General features: G+C 34.1%; 25 protein-coding genes. 15 read left to right on the top strand and 10 right to left on the bottom strand.

All coding sequences use genetic code 11. The features are described 5' to 3' along the window. Nucleotides 1-36 precede the first annotated feature (36 nt). Complete coding sequence (locus tag BLQ19_RS15330) at nt 37-696, bottom strand: TetR family transcriptional regulator C-terminal domain-containing protein (RefSeq protein WP_074538923.1); 660 nt, start codon at nt 694-696, stop codon at nt 37-39. 409 nt (nt 697-1,105) lie between these two features. On the opposite strand from BLQ19_RS15330, the gene htpG reads away from it, so the two are divergent. The 5 genes from htpG (at nt 1,106) to BLQ19_RS15305 (ending at nt 7,263) form a co-directional block, all read left to right on the top strand. Continuing rightward, the gene (gene htpG, locus BLQ19_RS15325) at nt 1,106-2,992 is read left to right on the top strand and encodes a molecular chaperone HtpG (RefSeq protein WP_025615724.1); all 1,887 of its coding nucleotides are present in this window, start codon (nt 1,106-1,108) and stop codon (nt 2,990-2,992) included. 121 nt (nt 2,993-3,113) lie between these two features. After that, entirely contained in the window at nt 3,114-4,424 is a 1,311-nt protein-coding gene (locus BLQ19_RS15320; RefSeq protein ID WP_139150271.1) for a hypothetical protein, read from the top strand. 2 nt (nt 4,425-4,426) lie between these two features. Beyond that, nucleotides 4,427-4,786, top strand: a complete 360-nt coding sequence (locus BLQ19_RS15315) for a DoxX family protein (protein WP_074538921.1) — start codon at nt 4,427-4,429, stop codon at nt 4,784-4,786. Between the two features lie 49 nt (nt 4,787-4,835). After that, nucleotides 4,836-5,477 (top strand): MOSC domain-containing protein, encoded by a 642-nt coding sequence (locus BLQ19_RS15310; protein WP_074538920.1) that lies wholly within the window; start codon nt 4,836-4,838, stop codon nt 5,475-5,477. Nucleotides 5,478-5,481: 4 nt separating this feature from the next. Further along, nucleotides 5,482-7,263 (top strand): DUF885 domain-containing protein, encoded by a 1,782-nt coding sequence (locus tag BLQ19_RS15305; protein WP_025615729.1) that lies wholly within the window; start codon nt 5,482-5,484, stop codon nt 7,261-7,263. Nucleotides 7,264-7,362: 99 nt separating this feature from the next. Here BLQ19_RS15305 and BLQ19_RS15300 read toward each other — a convergent pair whose 3' ends face one another. Then, nucleotides 7,363-7,947 (bottom strand): T9SS type A sorting domain-containing protein, encoded by a 585-nt coding sequence (locus BLQ19_RS15300; RefSeq protein ID WP_074538919.1) that lies wholly within the window; start codon nt 7,945-7,947, stop codon nt 7,363-7,365. A gap of 215 nt (nt 7,948-8,162) precedes the next feature. Between BLQ19_RS15300 and BLQ19_RS15295 the strand changes: the two genes are divergently transcribed. Together BLQ19_RS15295 and BLQ19_RS15290 are read left to right on the top strand one after the other, a co-directional pair. Beyond that, nucleotides 8,163-9,035: an AraC family transcriptional regulator gene (locus tag BLQ19_RS15295; RefSeq protein WP_025615730.1), complete on the top strand. Its 873-nt coding sequence runs from the start codon at nt 8,163-8,165 to the stop codon at nt 9,033-9,035. Then, nucleotides 9,035-9,634: an alpha-ketoglutarate-dependent dioxygenase AlkB family protein gene (locus BLQ19_RS15290; RefSeq protein ID WP_074538918.1), complete on the top strand. Its 600-nt coding sequence runs from the start codon at nt 9,035-9,037 to the stop codon at nt 9,632-9,634. Before BLQ19_RS15295 ends, BLQ19_RS15290 begins: the two co-directional genes overlap by 1 nt. Before the next feature lie 3 nt (nt 9,635-9,637). On the opposite strand, the gene BLQ19_RS15285 is transcribed toward BLQ19_RS15290, so the two are convergent. Next, nucleotides 9,638-10,414 carry a S1/P1 nuclease gene (locus BLQ19_RS15285; protein ID WP_074538917.1) on the bottom strand — a complete coding sequence of 259 codons (777 nt, stop codon included), beginning with the start codon at nt 10,412-10,414 and terminating at the stop codon, nt 9,638-9,640. A 115-nt stretch (nt 10,415-10,529) separates the two neighbouring features. On the opposite strand from BLQ19_RS15285, the gene BLQ19_RS15280 reads away from it, so the two are divergent. The 8 genes from BLQ19_RS15280 to BLQ19_RS15245 all read left to right on the top strand — a co-directional run bounded on the left by BLQ19_RS15280 (nt 10,530) and on the right by BLQ19_RS15245 (nt 19,870). Next, nucleotides 10,530-12,776: a transglycosylase domain-containing protein gene (locus tag BLQ19_RS15280; RefSeq protein WP_074538916.1), complete on the top strand. Its 2,247-nt coding sequence runs from the start codon at nt 10,530-10,532 to the stop codon at nt 12,774-12,776. Nucleotides 12,777-12,869: 93 nt separating this feature from the next. Next, a complete protein-coding gene (locus tag BLQ19_RS15275) occupies nt 12,870-13,142 on the top strand; it encodes a DUF2089 family protein (protein WP_024481532.1) in 273 nt (90 codons plus the stop codon). Nucleotides 13,143-13,144: 2 nt separating this feature from the next. Further along, nucleotides 13,145-13,741: a hypothetical protein gene (locus BLQ19_RS15270; protein ID WP_074538915.1), complete on the top strand. Its 597-nt coding sequence runs from the start codon at nt 13,145-13,147 to the stop codon at nt 13,739-13,741. Then, entirely contained in the window at nt 13,738-14,664 is a 927-nt protein-coding gene (locus BLQ19_RS15265; protein WP_074538914.1) for an alpha/beta hydrolase family protein, read from the top strand. The genes BLQ19_RS15270 and BLQ19_RS15265 overlap by 4 nt, the downstream gene beginning before the upstream one ends. A gap of 97 nt (nt 14,665-14,761) precedes the next feature. After that, the gene (locus BLQ19_RS15260) at nt 14,762-16,960 is read left to right on the top strand and encodes a DUF5916 domain-containing protein (protein WP_074538913.1); all 2,199 of its coding nucleotides are present in this window, start codon (nt 14,762-14,764) and stop codon (nt 16,958-16,960) included. A gap of 10 nt (nt 16,961-16,970) precedes the next feature. Beyond that, complete coding sequence (locus BLQ19_RS15255) at nt 16,971-17,774, top strand: HAD family hydrolase (protein ID WP_074538912.1); 804 nt, start codon at nt 16,971-16,973, stop codon at nt 17,772-17,774. Nucleotides 17,775-17,812: 38 nt separating this feature from the next. Then, on the top strand, nt 17,813-19,075 hold the full coding sequence (locus BLQ19_RS15250; RefSeq protein WP_034666616.1) for a DUF819 family protein: 1,263 nt from the start codon (nt 17,813-17,815) through the stop codon (nt 19,073-19,075). An 87-nt stretch (nt 19,076-19,162) separates the two neighbouring features. Next, nucleotides 19,163-19,870 carry a DUF4369 domain-containing protein gene (locus tag BLQ19_RS15245; protein WP_024481538.1) on the top strand — a complete coding sequence of 236 codons (708 nt, stop codon included), beginning with the start codon at nt 19,163-19,165 and terminating at the stop codon, nt 19,868-19,870. Between the two features lie 72 nt (nt 19,871-19,942). Here the strand turns inward: BLQ19_RS15245 and BLQ19_RS15240 are convergent, their stop codons facing one another. From BLQ19_RS15240 to BLQ19_RS15210, 7 genes are all read right to left on the bottom strand, one after another. Continuing rightward, a complete protein-coding gene (locus BLQ19_RS15240; RefSeq protein ID WP_024481539.1) occupies nt 19,943-20,212 on the bottom strand; it encodes a hypothetical protein in 270 nt (89 codons plus the stop codon). 65 nt (nt 20,213-20,277) lie between these two features. Then, a complete protein-coding gene (locus tag BLQ19_RS15235) occupies nt 20,278-21,246 on the bottom strand; it encodes a type I phosphomannose isomerase catalytic subunit (protein WP_029446946.1) in 969 nt (322 codons plus the stop codon). A 29-nt stretch (nt 21,247-21,275) separates the two neighbouring features. After that, nucleotides 21,276-21,692: a 6-pyruvoyl trahydropterin synthase family protein gene (locus tag BLQ19_RS15230; RefSeq protein ID WP_025615738.1), complete on the bottom strand. Its 417-nt coding sequence runs from the start codon at nt 21,690-21,692 to the stop codon at nt 21,276-21,278. Continuing rightward, complete coding sequence (idi, locus tag BLQ19_RS15225) at nt 21,689-22,222, bottom strand: isopentenyl-diphosphate Delta-isomerase (RefSeq protein ID WP_074538911.1); 534 nt, start codon at nt 22,220-22,222, stop codon at nt 21,689-21,691. The genes BLQ19_RS15230 and idi overlap by 4 nt, the downstream gene beginning before the upstream one ends. 141 nt (nt 22,223-22,363) lie before the next feature. Continuing rightward, the gene (locus tag BLQ19_RS15220; RefSeq protein WP_024481543.1) at nt 22,364-23,317 is read right to left on the bottom strand and encodes a PorP/SprF family type IX secretion system membrane protein; all 954 of its coding nucleotides are present in this window, start codon (nt 23,315-23,317) and stop codon (nt 22,364-22,366) included. 1 nt (nt 23,318) lies between these two features. Then, complete coding sequence (locus BLQ19_RS15215) at nt 23,319-25,340, bottom strand: Ig-like domain-containing protein (RefSeq protein ID WP_074538910.1); 2,022 nt, start codon at nt 25,338-25,340, stop codon at nt 23,319-23,321. Nucleotides 25,341-25,368: 28 nt separating this feature from the next. Next, nucleotides 25,369-26,217 (bottom strand): collagen-like protein (locus BLQ19_RS15210; RefSeq protein ID WP_074538909.1); only part of this gene is annotated, 849 nt, incomplete at its 5' end.

Below are 26,217 nucleotides of genomic sequence, written 5' to 3'. Positions count from 1 at the left end.
AAACAATATGTAGTGGTTCTTGGTCGTCGCTAAATATTATGCGAATTTCTCTTTGTATAGAAATTTACCGAAGTCAATAATACTTTCTAAAGGTGTATTTTCAAAAATGTCAAAAATGGTTTTAACAGATTTCTCTATCGCCATATCTGTTTTTTCAAATCCAGCACTGGTATCTACCATCCAAAATTTAAGCAAGAATAAAAATTGAACCCACGTACCTTCACTGTAAAGCTGTGGGCTTTTCTTTGAAATTTTAAATGATTTATCTGCGTTAGCATCTGCGACTAAAGAAGAAGCAAACGTTTTTATGTGAGATCTCAGTCCTTTCAACTGGTTTAAATTCTTCAACATATTTTCATGCTCTTTCAAGGCAAAAAGCACATAACTCCTATTCATCGTAAGCAACTCAAACATAGAGAAAAAGAAGGTGAGCATTTTATCTTGATTTGAAAACGATTCATAATCTTCGTTTTTAGTCATTACCGCCATAGTATTGGTATAAAACTTTTCCCATATGACAGCTTGTAATCCTTCTACTGAACCAAAAAAGTTGTAAAACTCTTCTTCTGGTATCGTGTGCGCTTTACAAAACTTGTAAATAGATTTTGGTACAATCTCATGTTCTAAAACATAATCCATGTACATTCCTATAATCTGATCTTCCGTGATTTTTTTTGTTCCTGATTTTTTAGCCATGACTTTTATAGTTTAAGAGTGACAAAGCAATTTACTATTGGTATAAAAAAACGTATTTCCTAGAAGACGGAAATACGTTTTTAAACAACCTAACCAATAAATAATAATAGTGTAATCGTTTAAAAAACTAAATTCTTCTTCATAGCAATTAATCTTCCGCGATTACGATTCAAAGATACAAAAATGTTTAACTATTTTAAAAATAAATTAAACAAAATTTTTGTTAATCTTTTTTGATGTTCTTTTAGAAATACATGAATCTTACTTTTAATTAGACGTATTAGGTCTTAAAAGCTAACAATAGTCTTGAAAAAAATAAAAAGAATGTCAGTTTGTCACTTTATGTCAGATTGGTATTTTTTTTGACTGTGGTAGTATCATATTAATAATTATAAATTTTAAATTACATATGGCGACAGGTAAGATTAATGTGTCCGTTGATAATATATTTCCTTTAATAAAGAAATTTCTTTACAGCGATCACGAAATATTTTTAAGAGAGTTGATTTCTAATGCGACAGATGCAACTTTAAAATTGAAGCATTTAACTTCTATTGGTGAAGCTTCTGTTGAGTATGGCAATCCTATTATCGAGATAAAAGTTGATAAAGAAGGAAAGAAAATCCATATTATTGATCAAGGTCTAGGTATGACCGAAGATGAAGTAAAGAAGTATATCAATGAAGTAGCTTTTTCTGGTGCTGAAGAATTTTTAGATAAATATAAAGACAGCGCAAAAGATTCTGGAATTATAGGTCACTTTGGTTTAGGTTTCTACTCTGCTTTTATGGTAGCTAGTAAGGTTGAAATTATTACTAAAAGTTTTAAAGATGAACCTGCAGTACATTGGTCTTGTGATGGTTCTCCTAATTTTGACTTAGAGCCTTCTGATAAAACAGAAAGAGGAACAGAGATTGTACTTCATGTTGCTGATGATTCTACAGAATTTTTAGAAGACCATAGAATTAATGAACTTTTATCTAAGTATAATAAGTTTATGCCAGTTCCTATTAAATTTGGAACAAGAACTGAAACCTTACCAAAACCAGAGGGTGCTAAAGAAGAAGACGCAGCCCCTACAGAAGAGGTAGATAATATTATTAATAACCCTACTCCTGCTTGGACAAAACAACCTGCAGATTTAGAAACTAAAGATTATCAAGAGTTCTACAGAGAATTGTATCCTATGCAATTTGAAGAGCCTTTATTTCATATTCATTTAAATGTTGATTATCCGTTTCATTTAACTGGTATTTTATATTTCCCAAGGTTATCTAATGATTTAAACACTCAGAAAGATAAAATTCAATTATACCAAAACCAAGTTTATGTAACAGACAACGTCGAAGGTATTGTTCCTGAGTTTTTAATGATGCTTCGCGGGGTTGTAGATTCTCCAGACATACCATTAAACGTATCTCGTTCTTATTTACAAGCAGACGGTGCTGTTAAGAAAATTTCATCTTACATAACTAGAAAAGTAGCCGATAAGCTTTCTTCTTTATTCAAAAACAATAGAGAAGATTTTGAAGCTAAATGGAATGATATTAAAATAGTTATTGAATACGGAATGCTTTCTGAAGATAAATTCTTTGAAAAAGCAGACAAATTTGCACTTTACCCAACAGTAGATGGTAAGTTCTATACGTTTGAAGAATTACAAGAAAAACTAAAGGCTAACCAAACAGATAAAGATGGTAAGCTAGTTATTCTTTATGCATCAGACAAAGAAGCGCAACACAGTTATATAGAAGCTGCAAAAGCAAAAGACTACCAAGTATTACTTTTAGATTCTCCTATTATTTCGCATTTGATGCAGAAATTAGAAACATCTAAAGAGAATATTTCTTTTACACGTGTTGATGCAGATCATATTGAAAACTTAATTAAGAAAGACGAGGAGCAGATTTCTAAACTTTCTGATGAAGAAAAAGAAACTCTTAAAAAGGAATTAGAAGAAACAATCGCTAACAAATCATACACGATTCAGTTAGAAGCTATGGATAGCGCTGCGTCTCCTTTTATTATTACGGAGCCTGAGTTTATGCGTCGTATGAAAGAGATGCAACAAACCGGTGGTGGCGGAATGTTTGGAATGGGTAATATGCCAGAAATGTATAACCTTATTGTAAACACCAATAGCCCATTAGTTTCTGAAATTTTAACTACCAAAACAGCTAAGAAGAAAGAACGATTAATAAATCAATCTTTAGATTTAGCACGTTTATCTAAAGGACTATTAAAAGGTGAGGAGCTTACAAACTTCATTAAACGTAGTTACGAGATGGTAAAATAAACGCACGATTAGGGCCGACTTTTGATCCTTATTCGTTTTAATTTAAAAAAGCCGCTTCATGTATTTGAAGCGGCTTTTTATTTTTAGAAAAGTTAGTATCTTTCAGCAAACAACCACACCAATGAATAACGATTACCGCAGCCCTTCCTTTAAAAGGTGGTTAGACAAATTACAGCAAGAAAGTTGGCAACTAGAATTAATTATTTCAGGTTTTGCCATTTATGCTTTGATTTTGGCCTATGAGCCTTTAAAAGTTGCTTCGTTAACAGCAAAAGAAATGAATCTTGACTTTTTCCACACTATGTGGGAAGCAGTGACTATTATATGGGGTATCTTAATATTCAATCTAATATTACATGTTATTATAAGAGGCTTATGGATTGGCGCAGTAGGTTTGCGCTATGTTTCTGGAGATATCGATTATAACGCTTTAAAATACTCAAAACAATTTACCACTTATCTAAAAAAAAATGTTGGCTCTTTTGATAAATATATTGGGCAATTAGAAAAGTATTGTAGTGTATTATTTGCTATTTCTTTTTTATCAATTTTCTACACGCTATCCTTATTCATCTTTATATTAATCCTAGCAGCAGTAGCCTATTTAATATTTGAAAACCCATACTTGTCAGGAATCATGTGGGTTGAGATGGGTTTTAGTGTAGGTTTAACTATATTTATTTTATTATCAATTATCGTTTTTATTGATTTTATTGGTCAAGGAATTTTTAAAAAAAATAAATGGATTGCTAAAATCTACTTCCCTATTTACTGGCTGTTTAGTTATTTGACGCTTTCATTTTTGTACAGACCAATAATTTATAATTTCTTAGATAATAAATTTGGTAAACGCATTGTCTTTTTATTATTACCCCTATATATCATTACTTCCTTTTTATTTAATATAGATTTTAAACATTCAAACTATTTATCCAATAAGCCAACTTCATTGGAAAACTATGCTAGCAGTTACAATTATGAAGATTTAATGTTAGACAATAAAGATTTTATAAAAACAGCCTCTATACCTTCTAAAATAATTAAAGAAAATTATTTAAAGGTTTTTATTTTATTTAAAAAGAATATTGAAGATCAAATATTTGAAAAAAACGAAGCATTAAAACCTAAATTTGATCAAAGAGGAATTAGTTTTAGTAATATCAAAATTCAAACAAAAAACCATCTTAACGAACTTGATTATTTAAGCACATTCAAAGAATTATATTATATTCAAATAGATTCCTTAAGATTTTCCTCCGATTACATAATTACTACAGACAAACATAAAAGACTAGGTTTTGAAACCTACCTCAACATAAGAGATTTAAAGGAAGGCAAACATATCCTCCGTATCTTAGCACCGCCAGCAGATAGTACTCAAGTAGCAAATGACACCTTAGTCACTATTCCGTTTTGGCATTTTAAGTACTAATTATGAATTACCCATTTCACTTATACCTCTTAGCCGCAATTTATGTATTTGCAGGTGTTATGCATTTTATTAAGCCAAAAACCTATTTGCGCATTATGCCCAGATACCTTCCCAACCCTAAGCTTCTAGTATCTCTAAGTGGCATAGCAGAAATAGCATTGGGTATTGGACTCTGTTTCCCGTCCACAAAAAATCTATCTATTTACGGCATTATAGCCATGCTCGCTGTTTTTTTATTGGTTCACTTCTATATGCTTTCGGGCAAAAAAGAAGGTGCAGGTATCCCTAGATGGATTCTTATCTTAAGAATCCCGTTACAATTCGGATTAATGTATTGGGCATACTATTACCTGCCATACTAAGATAAAATTTTTTATCACAAAATACCTAGATAGTTTCTACCTTTATAACATGAAGGTAATTTCAACCAACTTAGGAAAATCAACCACCATACTGTGGAATGGTAAAGAAGAACAAACGGGGATCTACAAATACCCTACTTCCGAGGCTATACAGCTCTTAAATGAGGATGTTGCCAATGATACGGTAATTGACAGGAAACATCATGGCGGCGTTCATAAGGCATGCTACCTTTATTCCGCAGATCAATATCCGTATTGGAAAAACCACTATCCAGATTTAGAATGGAATTGGGGCATGTTCGGCGAAAACTTAACCATAGAAGGCCTGGACGAATCTAAATTACGCATAGGAAGCACCTACAAATTAGGGTCTGCCTTAGTACAAATTACGCAACCTAGAGAGCCTTGCTATAAATTAGGCATACGCTTTAATGATTCTAAAATCATCAAAAAATTTGTAGCTCATAACTATCCTGGAACCTACATTAAAGTTTTAGAAACAGGAACAGTTACCACCGGTGATGAGATGATACTTATCTCCCAATCAGAAAATAGCTTAACCATTAATCAATACAATCAATTTTTATTTGCTAAAACTAAAGACCCTGAAGTGATTCAATTAATTTTGAGCAATGATGCCTTACCTGAATACAAAAAAGAACGATTACGAAACTCACTAAAAACTCAATAATGTTATGAAAAAAATTCTACTAATCAGCTTCTGCCTAATCGGCCTATACTCTTGTAAAGAAGAGGCTAAAAAAGAACCTGCTATTGCTATGCACAATACAGAGTTTGACAGCTTACTCGAAAACTATTTTGAGGAGAGCCTAAAACTATATCCTTTAAATGCAACCTCACAAGGAGATGTGCGTTACAATGATATTTTACCTAATTTTTTAAGTGACGAATTCATTACCTCTGAAAATAAATTTTATTCGGATTATAAACAAAAACTAGCGGAAGTTAATGAGGAATCGCTTACGTCTAGCCAACAAATGAGTAAAGACATTTTACTTTGGGAATGCGATCGTAATTTAGAACGTTTAGGTTTTAGAGAAGAATTACTTCCTATCAATCAAATGTGGACCATGCAATTAATGATGGGACAATTAGCTAGTGGTGCAAGCTCGCAGCCCTTTAAAACAGTTGCAGATTATGACAATTGGTTAAAAAGGTTAGATGCCTATACCACGTGGTTAGCCAGTGCTAAAACAAGAATGGAAGAAGGTATGAAAACAGGTCATGTTCTGCCAAAATCATTAGTACTGAAAGTTACACCGCAACTAAAAGACATGACAGAGCGCGATTTGGACAAACATTTGTTCTTCTCTCCAATAAAAAATATTCCAGAAAGCTTTTCTGATGTTGACACAGACCGCCTGACAGAAGCCTATTCTGCTATGATTTCAGAAAAGATTATTCCTGCATACCAAAATCTATATGACTTTATGAATACGGAATATATGGCCGCAGCTAGAACAACTAGTGGCATAGAAGGTATTCCTAATGGAAAGGAATACTACGACTATTCTATAAAACTATATACGACCACAGACATGACCGCTGATGAAATTCACCAATTAGGTCTAAGTGAAGTAGCACGTATTTCTTCTGAAATGGAGAAAATTAAAAAAGATGTTGGTTTTGAAGGAGACTTAAAGGCCTTCTTTGATTTTGTTAGATCAAAAAAAGAACTGATGCCTTTTACTTCTCCTGAACAAGTTATTGAAAACTTTAAGGTCATACATGAGAAAATGAAACCTCAAGTAGACAAGCTTTTTGGCAAACAGCCCAAAACACCTTTTGAGGTTAGAAGAACGGAAGCATTTAGAGAGGCGTCTGCCAGTGCAGAATATAACCCTGGATCTATTGACGGTACTAGACCCGGTATTTTTTATACTCCTATACCAGACGTTACCAAATACAACATGTATTCTGATGAAGATTTATTTTTACATGAAGCTATTCCTGGGCATCATTTTCAAATTTCTTTGACACAGGAAAATAAGGAACTTCCTAAGTTTAGAAAAACGTTATGGTATAGCGCTTACGGAGAAGGTTGGGCATTATATACCGAGTCTTTAGGTAAAGAACTTGGGTTATACACAGATCCTTACCAATATTTTGGAATGTTAGGAGCAGAAATGCATAGAGCAATACGTTTGGTGGTAGATACAGGTTTGCATTCTAAAGGATGGACCAGAGAGGAAGCTATTGAATACTCTCTAGCTAACGAAGCAGAATCTGAGGCAGGTATTACTTCTGAAATTGAGCGTTATATGGCTAATCCTGGGCAAGCCCTATCCTACAAAATAGGGCAACTTAAAATTATAGAATTACGCGCTAAAGCAGAAAAAGAGTTAGGAGACAAATTTGATATTAAAGAATTTCACAATCAAGTATTAGAAACAGGTTGTGTGCCTTTAGCTTTATTGGAAAACAAAATTAATAGTTGGATTTCAAATTCTAAATAAAGACATTAGAATAAATTACAAAAGAAAAAGGGGAGCTTACGCTCCCCTTTTAGGTTTAAAAAAATTAACTCAACTTAACTTAAAACCAAATTTTCAATATTATATACTTACATTTTCTGTGTAAACTCCTTTTGAATTTTTTACAGCGATAGTGTAGTCACCTTTGTGAGCTGTCTTGAAGTTTACTGCTTTTTCAACAATTAAAGTATCAGATATTTTTTGAGTGTATAATACTCTATCACTAGAATCATAAACTTTTATCTCAACATCTTTCTTCTCAATGTTTAAAAAGTTAATATAAACCATGTTATCTTTCATTCTAAATACTGGCTTAATCACTTCATCCTTATTAAGGATACTGATAGATTCACCGTCAATCAAAATAGAATAAGTAGTAACTTGTGTAGTATCATCTACCTTAAAGGTATATACTCCTGTTTCTAATTTGCTAAGGTCAAATTTCTTACGAAGAGAACTGCCTTGAACATTGCTATTAGAATAAATTACGTTATTGTTACTATCTAGGAATTGTATTTTTGTGTCTTTAGATACGATGTCTAATTCAAAAATTAAACTTTTTGCTTCCTTATCGGCTGCAACATTTAATTTTAGTTCATTGGCCGAAGCTGTAAAAGTGCCGAACACTAAAGCTGCCATTGCGGTAAATTTTAGAACTTTTTTCATAACTGTTTGTTTTAGGAGGATTACTAATTATTTACATGGCAAAGATATGTCGCATATTCAGTTAAAAGTGATGCACGTTTTTCCAATTTCTATGCTATATTAACATCATTACAATCCTTACATGACCTTAACGTTAATATAACACATATTTTAGGTAACTTTGCACCAGCGAAGCTAAATGAAGCGTATTTCTAATTGTATATAAACTTAAAAGCATGATACTACAAAAACCTACGTTTGAAGTTATTGCTCCAGATTTTGGACATTCTTTCACGTATCAGAAATTTGATGAGGATAAACCCAATATGAATACGGTGTGGCATTACCACCCTGAACTAGAACTGGTATACATTAATGGTGGTTCTGGAAAAAGACAAATTGGGAGTCACGTATCCTATTATAATGATGGTGACCTTATATTAATAGGATCTAACCTACCGCATTGCGGTTTTACCGATGGCACTACAGGAAACAAATCTGAAACTGTGGTACAAATGAAGCAAGATTTTCTTGGTTTTGATTTTTTCAACATTCCTGAGATGAAAAAAATTCAAACCATTTTTGAAGCGTGTAAAGGCGGAATAGCTTTTTACGGTAAGACAAAAAAGAAGATTGGTGAGAAAATAGAAATTTTAGAATATCAAACAGATTTTCAAAAACTACTTTCTATCCTTAATATATTAAATGAACTAGGAAACTCTGAAGAGTTTAAACTATTAAACGCAGAAGGGTTCTCTATGGAGTCTTCCATGAAAGACAATGACCGTATTAATATGGTTTTTAATTTTGTAAAGAATAACTTCAAAGAGGAAATTTCTTTAGAAACCATTGCAGATTTAACAAGTATGACGGTACCTTCATTTTGCAGGTACTTTAAAAAGATTACTAAAAAAACATTTGTACAGTTTGTAAATGAGTATCGTTTGGTACATGCTTCAAAGCTTTTAGCAGAAAAGCCTATGAGCATTGCAGATGTAGCTTTTGAAAGCGGATTCAATAATTTTTCGCACTTTAATAAATCATTCAAACAGTTTACAGGACAAAATCCTTCTGAGTACAGAAACCAATTAAAGTCGATTATACAATAATGGCAAACCTTTTTTCTGAAGCGCTTCATTTAAATCTACCAGATAGTGACCTTATATACTATCCTAATTTCTTTGATACCGTTTCAGCAGATAGCTATTTTGCCTTACTTAGAGAACAAACACCTTGGCAACAAGATGATATTACCGTGTTTGGAAAGAAATATGCTCAGCCAAGGCTAACCGCATTATATGCTAATAATGATAAGGCATACTCTTATTCTAGCATTTCAATGCGCCCACATGTATTTACGAAAGAACTGTTACAGATTAAAGATGAAGTAGATACATTTGCACAAACAACCTTTACGACCTGTTTGTTAAACTTATACAGAGATGGCAAAGACAGTAATGGCTGGCATGCAGACAATGAAAAAGAATTAGGCCAAAACCCTATAATTGCTTCCATTACCCTTGGAGAAGAACGTTTTTTCCATTTAAAACACAGAACCAACAAAAATTTAAAACATAAACTTTTGTTGGAACATGGTAGTCTCTTACTTATGAAAGGAGCAACACAACACCATTGGTTGCACCAAATACCTAAAACGGCTAAACCTATTCAAGAGCGAATAAACCTAACCTTTAGGGTGGTGTATTAAATGTTACTCAAAAACTTCATTTAGAACTTTTGCTAAACGCAATCCGCCTTTTTGCAATTGTGTTTCTACAAGTCCCCAATATTTATAACTATAGGCATACCCTAGTTTCTCTCCAACCTCAACAGAAGCATATAACTCTGTTGCTAAGCCTTTAGATTCTTCTACCCAGTCAAAAACAGTACCTTCTTGAATTTGTTTCTCCTCATCTTTGGTTAGCTCTGGTAAATTATCTGCAATCTCAGTAAAACTCATCCCGTAGTCATCAATCATGTTACTATCCCAAAGTCGGTGTAGATTAGATCCTTTTCCAAACCACTGTATTTGAATATCATTACCGCCTTTATCCTCTTGTCTTCCCACATGCATGGGTTGATGCAAGTCTCCTAATAAATGTACTAGAAATTTGAGGTAGAATACTTTATCTTCTTGTGAACTATTTTTATCTTTTACGATCGCAGCACATTTTTGAATTCCCATAACGATATCACCGTATGGGCTAGGTGCTACTTCCGTATATTTTTTATCTGCAGGGTAATTTACATAATGCCAAGCACTAAACTCTCTATACTTTTTATCAGATTTTATATCGTCTGCATAGGTAGAAACTAAAGCTAAGCTTTGCCCCTCTAACAATTTGGCAATTGCCTTCTTTGCTTTTCTACTTAAGTGGCGTTGTGCAACTTCACCTGTTGTTCTATGTCCTGTTTTAGACCACTCTCCATCCGTAGAAAATACAAATTGAATGGATAGGGTTAATAATAAAATGGTAATTTTCTTCATCAATTTAAAATTTACTCAATCTTTACATTTTTAAAGCTCAAAAATAAACAATACAACCTTAATGCATGATTAAGTCGTATATAGTTTTTAATATTTTAACTAAAAGTGCACACGCGTGATTTTCAAAAAAATTAAGTCTCCAATTCTACGGTATTTACTTCTAGCAGTAATAGGATTACTCCTCTTATTTATCCTATTCATTCTTAGTATTCGTATAGGATTATGGGGAGAAATACCTAGTAAAAAAGAGTTAGGAAATTTGGAGTATCAAAAAGCAAGCGAAGTCTATGCTGCAGATAGTACGCTTATTGGCAAATATTATCTTTTTGATAGGCAACCCATTGCGTTTGAAGAGTTCCCTGAAAATCTTTTAGAAGCATTAATTTCTATTGAAGATGAACGTTTCTATTCTCATTCCGGTGTAGACTATCCTAGTTTAATGCGGGTAGCTTTCAAATCTATTTTAATGCAAGATAAAAGTTCTGGTGGTGGTAGTACTATCACCCAGCAACTCGCAAAAAACTTATATCCCAGAGAAGAACGCAAAAACACCAATATTGCCGTTGATAAAATTAAAGAGATGTTTATAGCCGCTCGTCTAGAAGATATTTACAGTAAAGAAGAGTTGCTTTATCATTATTTAAATACGGTGAGCTTTGGCGATAATACATTTGGTATTGAGAGTGCCTCTTTAAAGTTTTTCAATAAAAAAGCTAGAGATTTAAACACGGAAGAAGCAGCCGTTTTAGTGGGGATGTTAAAGGCTACTTATGGATATAATCCTAGAGTATTCCCTGAAAACAGCTTAAAAAGAAGAAACTTGGTCTTGCAGGCTATGCAAAAAAACAATTTTATTTCAGCTACAGAAAAAGATAGCCTTATTGCTTTACCATTAAAACTAGATTATAAAGAATTTAATTACAATGATGGACTTGCACCTTATTTCAGAGAGGAAGTCCGCAAGCAATTGTTAGCTTGGAGTACTACACAAAAAGAGCATGGGAATGAATACAATATTTATATCTCTGGCTTAAAAATTTATACGACCTTAGATTTTAAAATGCAACAATTAGCCGAAGAAGCTATGGTTGCACATTTGTCTACTTTGCAAAAAGATTTTGAAAAAAGTTATGGTAAAAATGCTCCTTGGCTTACCAATAAGAAACTCTTAGATAAGCTACTCAAAAGAACAAACGCTTATAAAAAGCTTAAAAAGGAAGGCCTCTCAGAAGATAAAATAATAGACTCTTTAAGCATCAAAAGAAAAATGACGCTCGCAGGTTGGGAAGGCGAAAAGACAGTTGAAGCTAATACGATAGACAGCCTACAGCATTATTTAAAATATTTAAATACAGGATCTTTAGGAATAGACCCAACTACGGGAGCTGTAAAAACCTGGATCGGCGGCGTAAATTTCAAATACTTCAAATACGACCATATTTCCCAGAGTAAACGCCAGGTAGGTTCTACATTCAAACCCATTGTGTATACAGCCGCGTTAGAAAATGGAATAGCTCCCTGTACGTATTTTTCTGCACAGGAGGTAGCTTATGAAAATTTAAAAGGATGGTCTCCTAGTAATTCTGGCAGTAAAGACGAAGCCTACTTAAACTATTCTATGGAGCAAGCATTGAGTAATAGTGTTAACACCGTAGCCGTAAAAGTATTAGAAGAAGTTGGTATCTTAAAAGTTATACGACAAGCTAATAAAATGGGCATTTTAGAAAAATTACCTAGTGAACCTTCTTTAGCCTTAGGAACCGGAGAAATAAAAATTACAGAATTGGCAGGAGCATATGCTTCTTTTGTAAATAACAGCAAACCGGTAACCCCATTTTTAATTCAGACCATTAGTAATAGTAAAGATTCTATTTTGGAAACTTTTAAACCTAAAATTGCCGACACCGAAGCATTTTCTTCTGAGACCAGACAAACCATGATAGAAATGATGAAAGAAACTATTAATTCTGGTACCGCTTCTAGATTAAGAGACGCTTATAATTTACCGAATGCTATTGCTGGTAAAACGGGAACTACACAAAATAATAAAGATGCCTGGTTTGTAGGAATCACGCCAAAACTTGTACATATTACTTGGGTAGGATTAGACAATCATGAATTAGGTTTTAAAAGTACTAGTTTAGGGCAAGGAGCAAATGCCGCACTACCTATGTTTGCCTTATTATTGCAAAAGCTGAATAAGGATAAAGAATTTGATGTAATTACTAAAGCACCGTTTGAAACAACCTCTGACGAAGTATTGCAAAACCTTAACTGCGATCCTATAAAAAAAGACGGTTTCTTAAAGCGTTTATTTAAAAATCCTGACAAGAAAAAGACCAAAAAGTTTAAATCCAATTAAATATAAATAAATATTTATTAAACTTTATTTAGTTTTATTTTAATTTTATTAAAATAATATATACTTTTGTTACTAAACAAACCTGTTTAGTATATGAAAAAGTTGCCTGTGTTCTGTCCTAGTTGTGAAAGCAACTTATTAGTTAGTGAACTTTCGTGCTCTAGTTGTGATACTGTTATTTCTGGAAAATTTGACCTTCCTCAAATACTTCAACTATCTGCTGAGGATCAAGAATTTGTATTGCAGTTTGTTTTAAATAGTGGAAGTCTAAAAAAGATGGCCATTCAAATGAACATCAGCTATCCTACCATGCGGAATAAGCTCGATGATATCATTACATCCTTACAAGCTAATTCAAATTCTTAAGCATGAAAACAGTTTTATTCAATCCTTTCAAAAAGTATCAAGAAAATTATTTGTTTATACTTGGACTTGCTGCAACTCTTTTAGGATCTTATCTGGGATACTTTTTTAATGTACGTTATGATGGAGTTCTAGATGTGCATTTCGCAAATAATACAACCTCTTGGCAACCAGCCCTGGATAATTTGAGTAACATCGCCGTGCTAACTATTTTATTACTTGCTTTAGGAATGTATATGAACAGAAAGACACGGTTTATTGATATTCTGAACATCACTTTAATTTCAAGAATCCCCTTCTATTTAATTCCCTTTTTTAATGTAGGAGGTACTATGGAGCGTATCAATTCAGAGTTTTTAAATACATTACTATCCGAACAAATTCCTGATTTTTCTACTCTTCCATTAAATTCAGTGCTTACTTTAGGAATATTTGCGCTTATCAGTCTCCTTTTTATCATTTGGAGTATCTCACTATTATTTAACGGCTTTAAAATTGCTACAAATGCAAAAAGCACAGTACATATTATTTTATTTTTCACCTCAATCATCATTGCTGAAATTCTTTCTAAACTACTCATCACTAATCTAATTAACTCATGAAAAATCTCCTTATTCCGATTTTACTCTCCTACAGTATTTTTTCATTTTCTCAAGTTATTGAAGAAGAAATTAAGCTTACCAATGCAACAATTGAGATACCTGGTACATTAAGCTATCCTGAAACAAAGGACAAGATGCCTTTGGTTATTTTCATCCACGGTTCAGGTAATCCAGACCGAAATGGAAACCAAAAAGGCACCCCTATGCAAAACAGCTATATTAAAGCTTTAGCAGATAGCTTAAATAATCATAAAATTGCTTTTTACAGGTATGATAAACGCTCCGCTAGATCTGAAAATTTGGAACTGTTAAAAGATGTAACGGTTTTAGATTTTGTAGCAGATGCTAAAGTAACAATAGCCCATTTTAAAAACGACCAACGTTTTAGTGGCATTCATCTCATAGGACATAGCCAAGGATCATTGATTGCTATGTTGGCCGTAAACGAAGATATAACTTCATTAATATCTATGGCAGGCGTGGGACAAACTATTGATAAAATAATGGTGCAACAAATTTATGCGCAAAATCCAGAATTTGCGAAATTAGTTGAAGAGCATTTTCAAGAGCTAATGACAAAAGGTAGTATTACCACAGTAGATCCTAGTTTAGTCACCATGTTTCCACCACAAAGTCAAAATTTCTATAAAACTTGGGCTTCAATTGATCCTCAGGAAGAAATTAAAAAACTACAGATTCCTATACTCATCCTTAATGGTGATAAAGATATTCAGGTCGCTATTACTAACGCTCAAAACTTAAAAGTGGCTCAGCCAGAAGCTACTTTAATGATTATCCCTAACATGAATCATATCATGAAAGAAGAAGATGCTGAAGTTCAAGGGTATGAAGGATACCTTAATCCTAAATATCCTATTTCACCTAAAATGATAGCAGCAGTACTTCAATTTATTTCACAATAAGCAATAGCTAAGGGTTAATTTACAACTATAGGATACTTCTTTCATGTTTTATAACAAAATAAACCCTTAAATTTGAGAACCAACGAAACCAACCCTAATGTTCAAGTTCTCTATATGTTCCCTCTTTTTCCTTGCTTCACTATCTGTTTTAGCTCAAAATGAGGACAAACACATTGCTATTAAATACATTCCTGAAATTCCTCAGATAGACGGTATTTTAGACGAAGGTGTATGGGAAAAAGCAGAAAGTGCCACAAAATTTCAACAATATTTCCCATCAGATACCATACTTGCTCAGAAAGATACAGACATCAGAATGTTTTATGATGGCACTCATTTATATATTGGCATTCGCTTGGAAACTTCAGGAAGCAACTACGTAACTCCATCTTTAAAAAGAGATTTTAGAGCTGGCGGAAATGACAATATAAGTTTACTATTTGATACCTTTAATGATGGCACCAATGCTTTCCTATTTGGTATAAATCCGTTTGGAGTCATTCGCGAAGCCTTAATTTCTAATGGAGGTGGCAGCGATGGTGGTTTTAACACCTCTTGGGATGTAAAATGGAAAGGAGAAGCTAGAAGCTTTGACAACTATTATACAGCTGAGCTTGCCATACCCTTAACCTCCTTCAAATTTAAAGAAGGAGAAACAAAATGGCGATTTAACAGCTACAGATTTGATACCCAAAATAATGAAACCAGTACTTGGGCTAAAATTCCACAAAACCAATCTATCTATAGTTTGGCTTTTATGGGAGAAATGACTTTTGAAAAACCCTTAGGAAAATACAGAACACCAATTGCCATTATACCTTATGTAAATACGCTTGCGCAAAAAGACTTTGAAACTAATACCAGTAAAACCAATCTTAAGTTTGGTGGTGATGCTAAAGTAGCTATTGGTAATGGGATGAATTTAGACATCACCTTAAATCCAGACTTTTCTAATGTAGAAGTAGATAATGTATTTACTAACCTTACCCGCTTTGAAGTATCCTTACCTGAAAAACGGCAATTTTTTGTAGATAATAGCGATCTCTTTTCTAGTTTTGGTGGTAGCCAAGATGCGAATCCGTTTTTTTCCAGACGTATAGGTATTGCTAGGGATAAGGATAACAACTCTATAGAAAACAAAATTATTGGTGGTTTTCGTTTAAGCGGTAAGCTTAGTAATGATTGGCGCTTAGGCTTTTTAAATCTTCAAACGGCCGAAGATTTAGAAAATGAAATTCCCTCTAACAATAACTCCATGTTTGCGCTACAGCGCAAATTGTTCTCCAGATCCAATATTGGGCTATTTTTCATAAATAGACAAGCTTTTAAATCGTATGATTTTGTAGCACCAGAAGATCGGTACAATAGAGTTTTGGGAGTAGATTATAATCTTGCTTCTGCTGACAATACGTGGAACGGTAAATTTTATATGCATAAATCTTTTCAGCATGATTCCGATAGTAAGGATATTTCTACAGGGGCCTATATGTCTTACAATAGTAGAAAGTTCAATGTTTTTTCCGATTGGGTATATATCGGAGATGACTTTAGGTCTGATCTTGGTTTTATACGTAGAACAAATATTTTTAAGTTTGTTACAGGGTTTGAACGTGTATTCTGGCCTACCGCAAGTAAAATTAATAGTCATAGCTTTGAAGTATTTCCTATTTTCACCTTGAATCCGGAGCTAGATTTTAAAACAACAGATTACACGGTACGTGCCTCTTGGGGAGCTGAGTTTGTAAACCAAACCGAATTTAATTTTAGTGTAGATACCAACTATACCTATCTTGTTAATGAATTTGACCCTAGTAGAAGTGCAGAAGCTGTTGCATTACCCGCAAATTCTGAATACACGTATTCTACTGCCGCAATGAATTTTAGTTCTGATTCTCGGAAAGCTTTTTCCTATTCTTTAGAACAATCTTATGGGGCATTTTTTAATGGAACAAGAGCTTCTTCTGCCGCAGAAATGACTTTACGCTTACAACCAAAAGCGGCAATCTCATTGTTAGTGAGTTATGATAAGATAACACTGCCAGCACCCTACTCTAGCGCAGATTTCTGGTTAGTAAGTCCTAGTTTTGAATTTACATTTAGTAAATCAATCTTTTGGTCTACCTTAGTGCAATATAGTAATCAGCGGAATAATCTAGGTTTCAATTCTCGGGTACAATGGCGTTTTGCTCCCTTATCAGATTTATTCATTGTGTATAATGATAATTATATTGTAAACGATTTTAAACCTAGAAATAGGTCGATAAATCTGAAATTCACCTATTGGCTAAACATTTAAAAAAATAATATTGAGGTATAAAATACTTTGTTCCGATTTAGATGGAACCCTGCTTTCTACAAAGAGTGATGTTTCCGAACTCACCATATCAGAAATTAAAAGAATCAACAATTCCGTAAAGGTGTATTTAGTATCAGCTAGAATGCCTAAGGCTATGACCTATTTACAAAAAGACCTAGGGATAGAAAATGAACCTATTGTTTGCTACAATGGTGCATTGATCCTTCATGGAAATGCAATTTTAGATTCTGTTGCTATCCCCCTTCGAGTTTTAAAATCTATTTATAGCCTTACCGAAGATCACGGAATTAAATTAGGACTGTATTATGCCGATGAGTGGTATGTTGAGGAAACGTCTGAGCGTGTTGAAAAAGAGATTAAGTACACCAAGGCAACACCAGATTTTAGGCCAACACCAGCTACATTTCAAGATTGGCGCTCTAGAAAAATAGAAGGAGCGCATAAAGTGATGCTTATGGGAACAAAGGCATCATGCGATGCTATTTTCCCAGAGTTACAAAAAAACCATGATGCTATTGCTATTTACCGTTCTAACGATACATTAATTGAAATAGCACCAAAAAGTGTCACTAAGCTTTCGGCCATACAGAAATTATTACAAACAGAAGAAGCGCTAGCAGATGTCATAGCTTTTGGTGATAACTACAATGATATAGAAATGCTAGAACATGTTGGGTGTGGTGTTGCGGTAGGCAATGCTAGAACAGAAGTAAAAGCAATTGCTAATTATATTGCCGAAGAAAATACAGCACATGGCGTGGCCAAATTTATCCAAGAACATCTTAGAGATTAATTATATTTGAAAAAAATCATCCTTGATATTTTATATGTATGAATGAAGTTTTAATTACAAATGATGCGGTTGTTTTTGGATTATTAGCACTTTGTCTAGGGTTTATTTTTTACACCTCCTCCATCACTACAGGTTTTTGGCGTAAATTTTATAGTATTGTCCCTGCTGTACTCATGTGTTACTTACTACCTGCTGTTTTAGCAAGTTGTCGTATTATTTCAGATGACCTATCTCAGCTTTATTTTATGGCTAGCAGGTATCTCCTGCCAGCTGCTTTAGTATTAATGACTTTAAGCATAGACCTTAAAGCAATTTCTAATTTAGGATCAAAAGCATTGATAATGTTTTTAACAGGGTCAGTAGGAATTATTATAGGCGGACCTATAGCCATATTGTTGGTTTCTATATTTTCTCCAGAAACAGTAGGCGGCAATGATTTTGATGCTATTTGGAGAGGCCTTTCTACCATTGCCGGTAGTTGGATAGGTGGCGGTGCAAACCAAGCAGCCATGTTAGAGATTTTCAAATACAATCCTGATGAATATGGCAAAATGGTATTGGTAGATATTGTTGTGGCTAACGTTTGGATGGCTGTTATACTATTTGGAGTAGGAAAAACAAAAGCTATAGATAAATGGTTACAAGCAGATACCACTGCGATAGAAACTTTAAAACTAAAAGTAAGTGCTTTTTCTGCAAAAATAACACGAGTGCCAACATTGCAAGATTATATGCTGATGCTGTGCTTTGCCTTTACAGCCGTAGGAATATCACACTTTTTTGGTGATGCCATCAGTGAATACCTTACGAAGAATAGTAGTGCTGTAGCAGACCCTAGTAATTTCTTATCATTCTTAGGCTCTAATTTCTTTTGGATGGTGGTGATTGCCACTGCATGTGGTATCATATTATCTTTTACGAAAGCAAAAAATTATGAAGGCGCAGGCGCTAGTAAAATAGGTAGTATTTTTATTTATATTCTAGTGGCAACTATTGGTATGAAAATGGATCTCACTAAAATATTAGAAAATCCAGGATTGTTAGTTGTTGGTTTTATATGGATTTCTATACATGCCTTGTTACTTATTTTAGTAGCCAAACTCATCAAAGCCCCTTACTTTTTCTTGGCGGTAGGAAGCCAAGCAAATGTGGGTGGCGCAGCATCTGCCCCTGTTGTTGCTGCAGAATTTCATTCCTCATTGACCTCTGTAGGTGTTTTGTTGGCCGTATTTGGCTATGTAGTCGGTACAGGAGGAGCGTTACTTTGTGCTTATCTTATGGAAATAGCTTCCAAAATGTAATATTGTGTATAAATAATTCATGTACACGTGTATTTATATCGAATTGAAATAAAAAAATAGTGATATTTGCCCACCAAAATTAATACCATGAAGAACATTTTCTTACTGTCCTTAGTTGGACTTTTCTTGATTTCCTGTTCAGGAGATTCTAAAAATTCAATGACCGTAAACGGATCTATTAAAGGTTTAAAAAAAGGAACACTTTACCTTCAACAATTACAGGATACGGTTTTAGTAAACCTTGATTCCTTAGAAATAAAAGGAAATGGAGATTTCAGTTTTGAATCGCCTATTGAAAATCCAGATATTTATTATCTGTATTTAGTGAAAAATGATCATAATGATATAAATGATAGAATTACCTTCTTTGGAGAACCAGGTATCATTACCGTAGATACTGCTTGGGATACTTTTGATACCTCTGCAAAAATTACAGGTTCTAAGACTAATGAGAAATTAGAAGAGTATAAAAAAGGAATGTCAAGATATAACGCTAAGAATCTAGAAATTTTACAGATGCGTTTTGATCCCAAAGTAAATAAAGATTCTTTAGCTTTAGATTCTCTGATTAAATTATCTGATAAAAATATTTACCGCAGCTATGCCTACGCGTTGAATTTTGCACTGAATAACAAAGATTCTTACATTGCCCCTTACATTGCAATTAATGAGGTGGCAGACGCTAATATGAAGTATTTAGATTCTATTCATAAAATGCTTACCCCTGAGGTTGCTGCTTCTAAATACGGAAAACAACTTAAAAAATATTTAGAGGATAAGAAGAAAGAAGAATAAATTCTTATCCCGCTATAAAACAAAAAACCATCCAATTACTTGGATGGTTTTTTTATTGAAGCTAAGTAATTCTTAACCTAATTTATTAAGTTTTTCAACTAAAACAGTAGCTTTTTCTTCTAATTCAGATTTAACACCATTCAAGTGCTTGCTTCTGCTTTCTACGTTTTTATTATTTACTTTAGCGATTAATTCATCAAAAACATTAATTGCTTCATCAATAAGTTCAGAACCTTCTTTAGAACTTTTTTTGCCGTTTGAAGCTTCCCAGAAATATACTGCTTCTATAATATCTCCTAGAACGTAATTAATATCTTTCTTTAAATCTTGTATACTTGCCATTTTACTAAATTTTATTTTTTGCAAAAGTAATCTTTTTACAAGTATATCAGCACATTAAAGCACTTTTATATCGTAACCTCTAAAAGAGTAGCCCCATTAGATTTTAATTCGATTGATTTGGAATTAGCAGAAACCAAAACAGTTTCCCCTTTTTTAATGCTAGCTTCTCCAAATTCATTCACTACCGTTGCGGCACCAGACACACACATAAAAATTGTAAAAGAATCTCTTTTAGAAATATCTTGTGTTAAATCTTTCGTAAGTTTAATGTAATTTGTCTTGAAATACGGACAGTCTACCATCTCATTTACGGTATCTGTAGTAGTATCATACGCTACTTTAAAATCGTCTTTCTTTGTATAATCCATAGCATCGAGTGCCATTTCTGTATGTAATTCACGTAAATTACCCTCTTTATCTTTTCTATTAAAATCAAATACACGGTAGGTAACATCAGATGTTTGCTGAATTTCAGCAAGCACTACTCCTGCGCCTATTGCATGTATTTTTCCCGTATTGATAAAAAATGTATCGCCTTCTTTTACTTTCTCGTAGTTTAATAAATCTAGAAGTTTATCATCTTCTATGCTTTTCTGATATTCTTCTTTAGTCACATCTTTATTGAAGCCAACAATTAAATCTGCTCCTTCATCAGCATCCATGATATACCACATTTCTGTCTTTCCGAAAGAATTATGACGCTTTTTAGCAAGCTCATCATTAGGGTGCAATTGAATAGACAAATCTTGTTTAGCGTCAATGAACTTAATTAATATCGGAAATTCTTTTCCAAAGCGCGACACTACACTCGCGCCTAAAACTTCCTCTGCGTTAGTATCTATTAAATCTTGGAGTGACGTTCCTGACAAATCTCCATTTGCAACCACAGATATATCTCCTTTAACAGTAGATAATTCCCAGCTTTCACCGGTAATATCATTTTCAATAGGTTTACCAAAAATGTCACCTAATTTGGTTCCGCCCCACAGACGTTCTTTTAAGATTGGATTAAATTTTAAAGGATATAAATTCATGATTTCAAATTTAACTTGTTCTGTTTTAGTTATTCATTATTACCAGTGTAAGTAACAAAATTTCTTGGAGTCTCATACAAAATTACCTCCAAATCTTTGTCACTTTCAAAGTGCGGTCTTAATTTATCATAAATTACCACCGCTATATTTTCTGCGGTAGGGTTTAAATTTTTAAATTCAGGAACCTCTACATTAAGGTTTTTATGATCAAAAGCATTCTCGATTTCGCTTTTAATCAAATCTTTTAAAATCTTCACATCAATAACAAACCCCGTTTCAGGATCTATTTTACCCGTAATACTCACAATAAGCTCATAATTATGACCGTGAAAATTGGGATTATTACAAAGTCCAAAGATGGCATCATTTTTTTCAAAACTCCAATCAGGATTGTACAAACGGTGAGCAGCGTTAAAATGTGCCTTTCTACTTACTTTTACTTTCATGATTCAAATTTATGTTGCGTGATGAAACTGTAGAATTTTTCAAATATAATCTTAAACCAAGCGGTGTAGTGGTCCGGATTTGCAGCAATATCATTCTTGACATCTTCCGGCAGCATCCATTTCCAGTCTGCTACTTCTTCTGGATTAATTTCTGGGGGATGATCAGAATACCCCACCATTACATGATCAAGTTCATGTTCTGTTAACCCATTATCAAAGGGAGCTTTGTATATGAATGAGAATAGTTCTTTTAGTTCTGCTTGAAAACCCATTTCTTCTTGCAGTCTTCTTTTTCCTGCTTGAATATTAGTTTCTCCAACGCGCTGATGACTACAACAGGTATTTGTCCAGAGTAGCGGTGAATGGTACTTATGTGCTGCACGTTGCTGCAACATAGTTTCGCCCTTCTTATTCATGATAAACACAGAAAAGGCACGGTGTAACACCGCTTTTTCATGTGCCTCCATTTTGGGCATGGTTCCTATTTGTTCATCAGATTGATTTACAAGGATTACGTGTTCTTCTTTCAATTTTCTTTTTTTTTAATCTTAGCAATAATGACGTACGCCATCCTTACAAAAATAACATCTTTATAGGATATAAAAAGTTTAAGAAAAAATAAATAAGAAGATTGTAACTAAAAGAATGACATTAATGCGCCTTAAAAAAATTTAGAAGAAACGAGGTGATTTTAAATTCCCCTTAGTTTTAATGAAGTCGTATCGCAATACAATTTCAAAAGAACCATCATTGAAACTTGTGTTTCCTAAATCTGTAGTCTCACGATCATAAGCAATCCCAATTAAGAACCCTTCTGAAACGTTAAAACCAACCATACCACTTACGGCAGCACTCCAACGGTAAGCAGCTCCTAAAATTAATTTATCATTAATCATAAAGTTTGCAGAAGCATCTACTTGTAGTGGCGCACCTTGTACTAATTTGGTTAATAAAGCTGGTTTAAATTTTAAACTAGGATTTAATTCCCAAACGTAACCGGTAATAAAATAAAAGTTCATTTGTTCCTTAGCAGTGGATAGCGAAGATTCGTCAAAATGCGAAGTTTCTAAAAAACGAGGCACAGACAATCCTGCATAAAACTTTTCCGTATGATAATAAACCCCTGCGCCTATGTTAGGAGACAATCGGTTACTAATATCCTGTTGTAATGTTTGATCAGCTGCATACTGGTTGAGTTCAGAATATCTAATATCTAATAAATTGATACTTCCTTTTAATCCAAAACTTATTTTTGCCTCTGTAGAAACGGGAATGGTATACGAGAAATCTACATCAAAATTAGTTTCAGAAGTTGGCCCAATTTTATCATTGACGATAGACAGACCTAAACCTACTCCTCTATACCCTATTGGAGAATGCACATTGAATGTTTGCGTTGTGGGCGCCCCATCTAACCCTAACCATTGAGACCTGTGCAATAAACCAACGGTCATGTGCCCTCTTGAGCCCGCATAACCAGGGTTTACGCTCACTGTATTATACATGTATTGCGTGTACTGGGCATCTTGTTGCGCAGTAACACTTGTGGTATGTAAGAAGCCTACTAAGCATAGTATGCCAAAAACCCATTTGTAATAAGAGGTATTAAGATGTAAGGTTTTCATACTATCTGTTTATATAAATATATCCTGATTTTGATTTCATAGTGCCCGATGCATCTCCATAATCTAAAATATAGAAATACGTACCTACAGGCAACATATTGTCTTTTTGTACTGTAACACGGCCATTAGAACTTCCTGTAAAAATGTTCCCTTGGGTGTTATACGCTTTTGTAACAAACACTAACACACCCCATCTGTTGTAAATTTTGATGGTATTGTTTGGGAAATTTTCTAAGCCAGAGATGGTCAAGTAATCATGTACTCCATCTCCGTTTGGCGTCACCACATTGAATACTTCTACTTCTTCATCTGTTGAGAATTCTTCTAAATCTAGATCTAAGTAATTAGGTATTCCGTTACCATCCGTATCATCATTTGCATAATCTCCATCAAGATTTAAATCTTCATCTGCTGTAAAAATACCATCATCGTCATCATCGGTATCTCTATAATCAGACTCATCATCTTCATCCGTATTTGGTAAATCTGTAAATGGATCATCTACTTCATCATTAACGTCAATATCTATGGTTGTATTGCCTTCAAAACCATCATCTAGACCATCATTATCTTTATCAGAACCGATAAATACCACATCTGGAATACCATCATGATCATGATCGTGTGCTTCTATATAATCTGGCACATTGTCATTATCACTATCATCATCTAAATAATCTGGTAAATCTTCAAAATCCGTGTTTACTGGAATTATTCCTAAGTTACCATCTTGCTCATAGGCATCATCTAAGCCATTGTTATTAGTATCTTCTCCACTAGGAGCTATATAATCTGATGTAGTTTGTGCTTCTACATTATCTGGGATACCATCATCATCACTATCAATATCTAAATAATCTGCAATGCCATCACTATCAGAATCTGTTGGGTTTGTTGCCGGATCATTATCATTGTCGGTGTTCAAGTCTTCCCAAGCATCTAAAATTCCGTCATCATCACTGTCTAAATCCACTTGATCTGTGGTAATTACAGTAATGGTGGCGGTACTACAATTCCCTAATGTATCACAAACCGTATACTCAAAAGTATCTGTTCCTGAGAAATCGGTATTTGGTGTATAAGTGATCACATCATCAGAAGGATCATTTGGCGTACCATTATCGTCTACAACCAAAGAACCATTGGTAGGTGTAGTTACGGTAAGCGTACCTGCTGTTGGTACGTCATTATCGTTCGCATTCCAATTATCTATGGTAATAGGCATATTCTCTTCTGTAGTCACCACGTCATCAAAGGTGTCTACAATAGGCAGTACCTCTACTGTAACCGTAGCGGTACTACAATCGCCAAACGTATTACAAATGGTATACGTAAAAGTATCCTGACCATTAAAATCTGGCGTAGGAATATAAGTTAGTATATCATCTGAAGGATTATTAGGCGTACCATTATCATCTATAACAATAGTTCCATTTGCAGGATCGGATGTTGTTAAAGTTCCTGCAACTGGCAATTCTGTATCATTATCAAGGATAGGAATTACCACTGAGTCGTCTTCATCTACGGTGGCTACATCATCTACTAAATTAGCTGCCTGACTCATACAAACTACCGTAAAAGAAGGAAGGTTTTTAGCATTTCCTGCTTTTACTAAGGTCGCTAAATATCTGATAACATCCTTAGTAGCTGTAATCTGAGGAGCTATTTGATCTCCTGTTAATGCGGGAGACCAGCTTATATTTGCACCCACTGGGACATTTGCTGTAATATCTAATGTTACCTCGTTATTAGGCGATTCGCAATCTGTTAGGATAAAATAACTTGTGGCATTCTTACCGCAAGTAGTTCCATCATAGGTTGCAAAATATACACCTGGCTGATTTACTTCATAGAAGAAATCTGTACCTAGAACCGTATTGGTATCTGAGGCATTGTACCATTTGTAATTATTTTCATCTGTACTATTCGGTGCTTGTAGTAAAAATTGGGCACTTGCCCAATTAGAACATAGCAATCCGAAAAGGATAGCGAATACAAGCTTATATGTGTTGATTGATCTCAAACTATGGTCTTCTGTTTATTCGCTTTAATTATTTTACTACAAAAACTACATTAATTAATGAATTGTAATCTGTTGGTTGGTTTTGAACCTGATATGTTAAGTTTCCATTAGCATCGATAGACATTCCTGATACTGCTGTACCATTACCAAAAACTGCTGGATCTGCATATGTAACATAGTAATACAATTCTGTTCTCGTATAGGTTGGCAATGCACTAGGTGCACCTGCACTACCTACTGTTGGAGAACCATATTGTTGGATATACTCATCATACAAATCAATCGTAAATGTTCCATTTGTTGAAACATCAACGGCAATTGAAGGTGGATAGAAAATTCTAGCCGCCTTAGAGGTAATTGGCGCGATAGCCTGAATCACTTCTTGCACTGTAGTTTCATTTGTTGGGGAAGCTTCACCTCCTTGATCTACATCAATTGGAGTTCTTAATAAAACTTCGTCATCATATTGATCATCTGTTCCTAATGCTGATAACGCAACGTTTCTTGCTCCACCACCATCGGTAATTCTTAAATTAGTACCTACGACAGCAAAAGCTGTGTTGTATTCGTTTGAAGGATCTGAATCGGCATCATTGACGTTAATGGTAGCACTATTACCTCCTGAAATACTTATGGTTCCTGGGTTTGTACCAGCAGTTAAGGTTTGATCATCAGTTGTTGGGTCTCCTGGTGCTCCCTGTGGACCAACAGGTCCTTGATCACCAATAACTCCTTTGTCACCAACTAAACCTTTATCTCCAGTCGCTCCTTTGTCGCCAGTTGCACCTTTATCTCCAGTATCACCTGTTGCGCCTTTGTCTCCAGTTAAACCTTTATCACCGTCTAATCCTTGTGGACCTTGATCACCAATAACTCC

The organism is Cellulophaga baltica (genome assembly GCF_900102165.1).
GTDB classification, from domain to species: domain Bacteria; phylum Bacteroidota; class Bacteroidia; order Flavobacteriales; family Flavobacteriaceae; genus Cellulophaga; species Cellulophaga baltica.
This window is presented reverse-complemented; position numbering and strand designations above follow the sequence as displayed.

Coding starts and splice junctions, on each gene's coding strand:
- BLQ19_RS15330 (WP_074538923.1), bottom strand. CDS start 696: ATGGCTAAAAAATCAGGAACAAAAAAAATCACGGAAGATCAGATTATA.
- htpG (WP_025615724.1), top strand. CDS start 1,106: ATGGCGACAGGTAAGATTAATGTGTCCGTTGATAATATATTTCCTTTA.
- BLQ19_RS15320 (WP_139150271.1), top strand. CDS start 3,114: ATGAATAACGATTACCGCAGCCCTTCCTTTAAAAGGTGGTTAGACAAA.
- BLQ19_RS15315 (WP_074538921.1), top strand. CDS start 4,427: ATGAATTACCCATTTCACTTATACCTCTTAGCCGCAATTTATGTATTT.
- BLQ19_RS15310 (WP_074538920.1), top strand. CDS start 4,836: ATGAAGGTAATTTCAACCAACTTAGGAAAATCAACCACCATACTGTGG.
- BLQ19_RS15305 (WP_025615729.1), top strand. CDS start 5,482: ATGAAAAAAATTCTACTAATCAGCTTCTGCCTAATCGGCCTATACTCT.
- BLQ19_RS15300 (WP_074538919.1), bottom strand. CDS start 7,947: ATGAAAAAAGTTCTAAAATTTACCGCAATGGCAGCTTTAGTGTTCGGC.
- BLQ19_RS15295 (WP_025615730.1), top strand. CDS start 8,163: ATGATACTACAAAAACCTACGTTTGAAGTTATTGCTCCAGATTTTGGA.
- BLQ19_RS15290 (WP_074538918.1), top strand. CDS start 9,035: ATGGCAAACCTTTTTTCTGAAGCGCTTCATTTAAATCTACCAGATAGT.
- BLQ19_RS15285 (WP_074538917.1), bottom strand. CDS start 10,414: ATGAAGAAAATTACCATTTTATTATTAACCCTATCCATTCAATTTGTA.
- BLQ19_RS15275 (WP_024481532.1), top strand. CDS start 12,870: ATGAAAAAGTTGCCTGTGTTCTGTCCTAGTTGTGAAAGCAACTTATTA.
- BLQ19_RS15270 (WP_074538915.1), top strand. CDS start 13,145: ATGAAAACAGTTTTATTCAATCCTTTCAAAAAGTATCAAGAAAATTAT.
- BLQ19_RS15265 (WP_074538914.1), top strand. CDS start 13,738: ATGAAAAATCTCCTTATTCCGATTTTACTCTCCTACAGTATTTTTTCA.
- BLQ19_RS15260 (WP_074538913.1), top strand. CDS start 14,762: ATGTTCAAGTTCTCTATATGTTCCCTCTTTTTCCTTGCTTCACTATCT.
- BLQ19_RS15250 (WP_034666616.1), top strand. CDS start 17,813: ATGAATGAAGTTTTAATTACAAATGATGCGGTTGTTTTTGGATTATTA.
- BLQ19_RS15245 (WP_024481538.1), top strand. CDS start 19,163: ATGAAGAACATTTTCTTACTGTCCTTAGTTGGACTTTTCTTGATTTCC.
- BLQ19_RS15240 (WP_024481539.1), bottom strand. CDS start 20,212: ATGGCAAGTATACAAGATTTAAAGAAAGATATTAATTACGTTCTAGGA.
- BLQ19_RS15235 (WP_029446946.1), bottom strand. CDS start 21,246: ATGAATTTATATCCTTTAAAATTTAATCCAATCTTAAAAGAACGTCTG.
- BLQ19_RS15230 (WP_025615738.1), bottom strand. CDS start 21,692: ATGAAAGTAAAAGTAAGTAGAAAGGCACATTTTAACGCTGCTCACCGT.
- BLQ19_RS15220 (WP_024481543.1), bottom strand. CDS start 23,317: ATGAAAACCTTACATCTTAATACCTCTTATTACAAATGGGTTTTTGGC.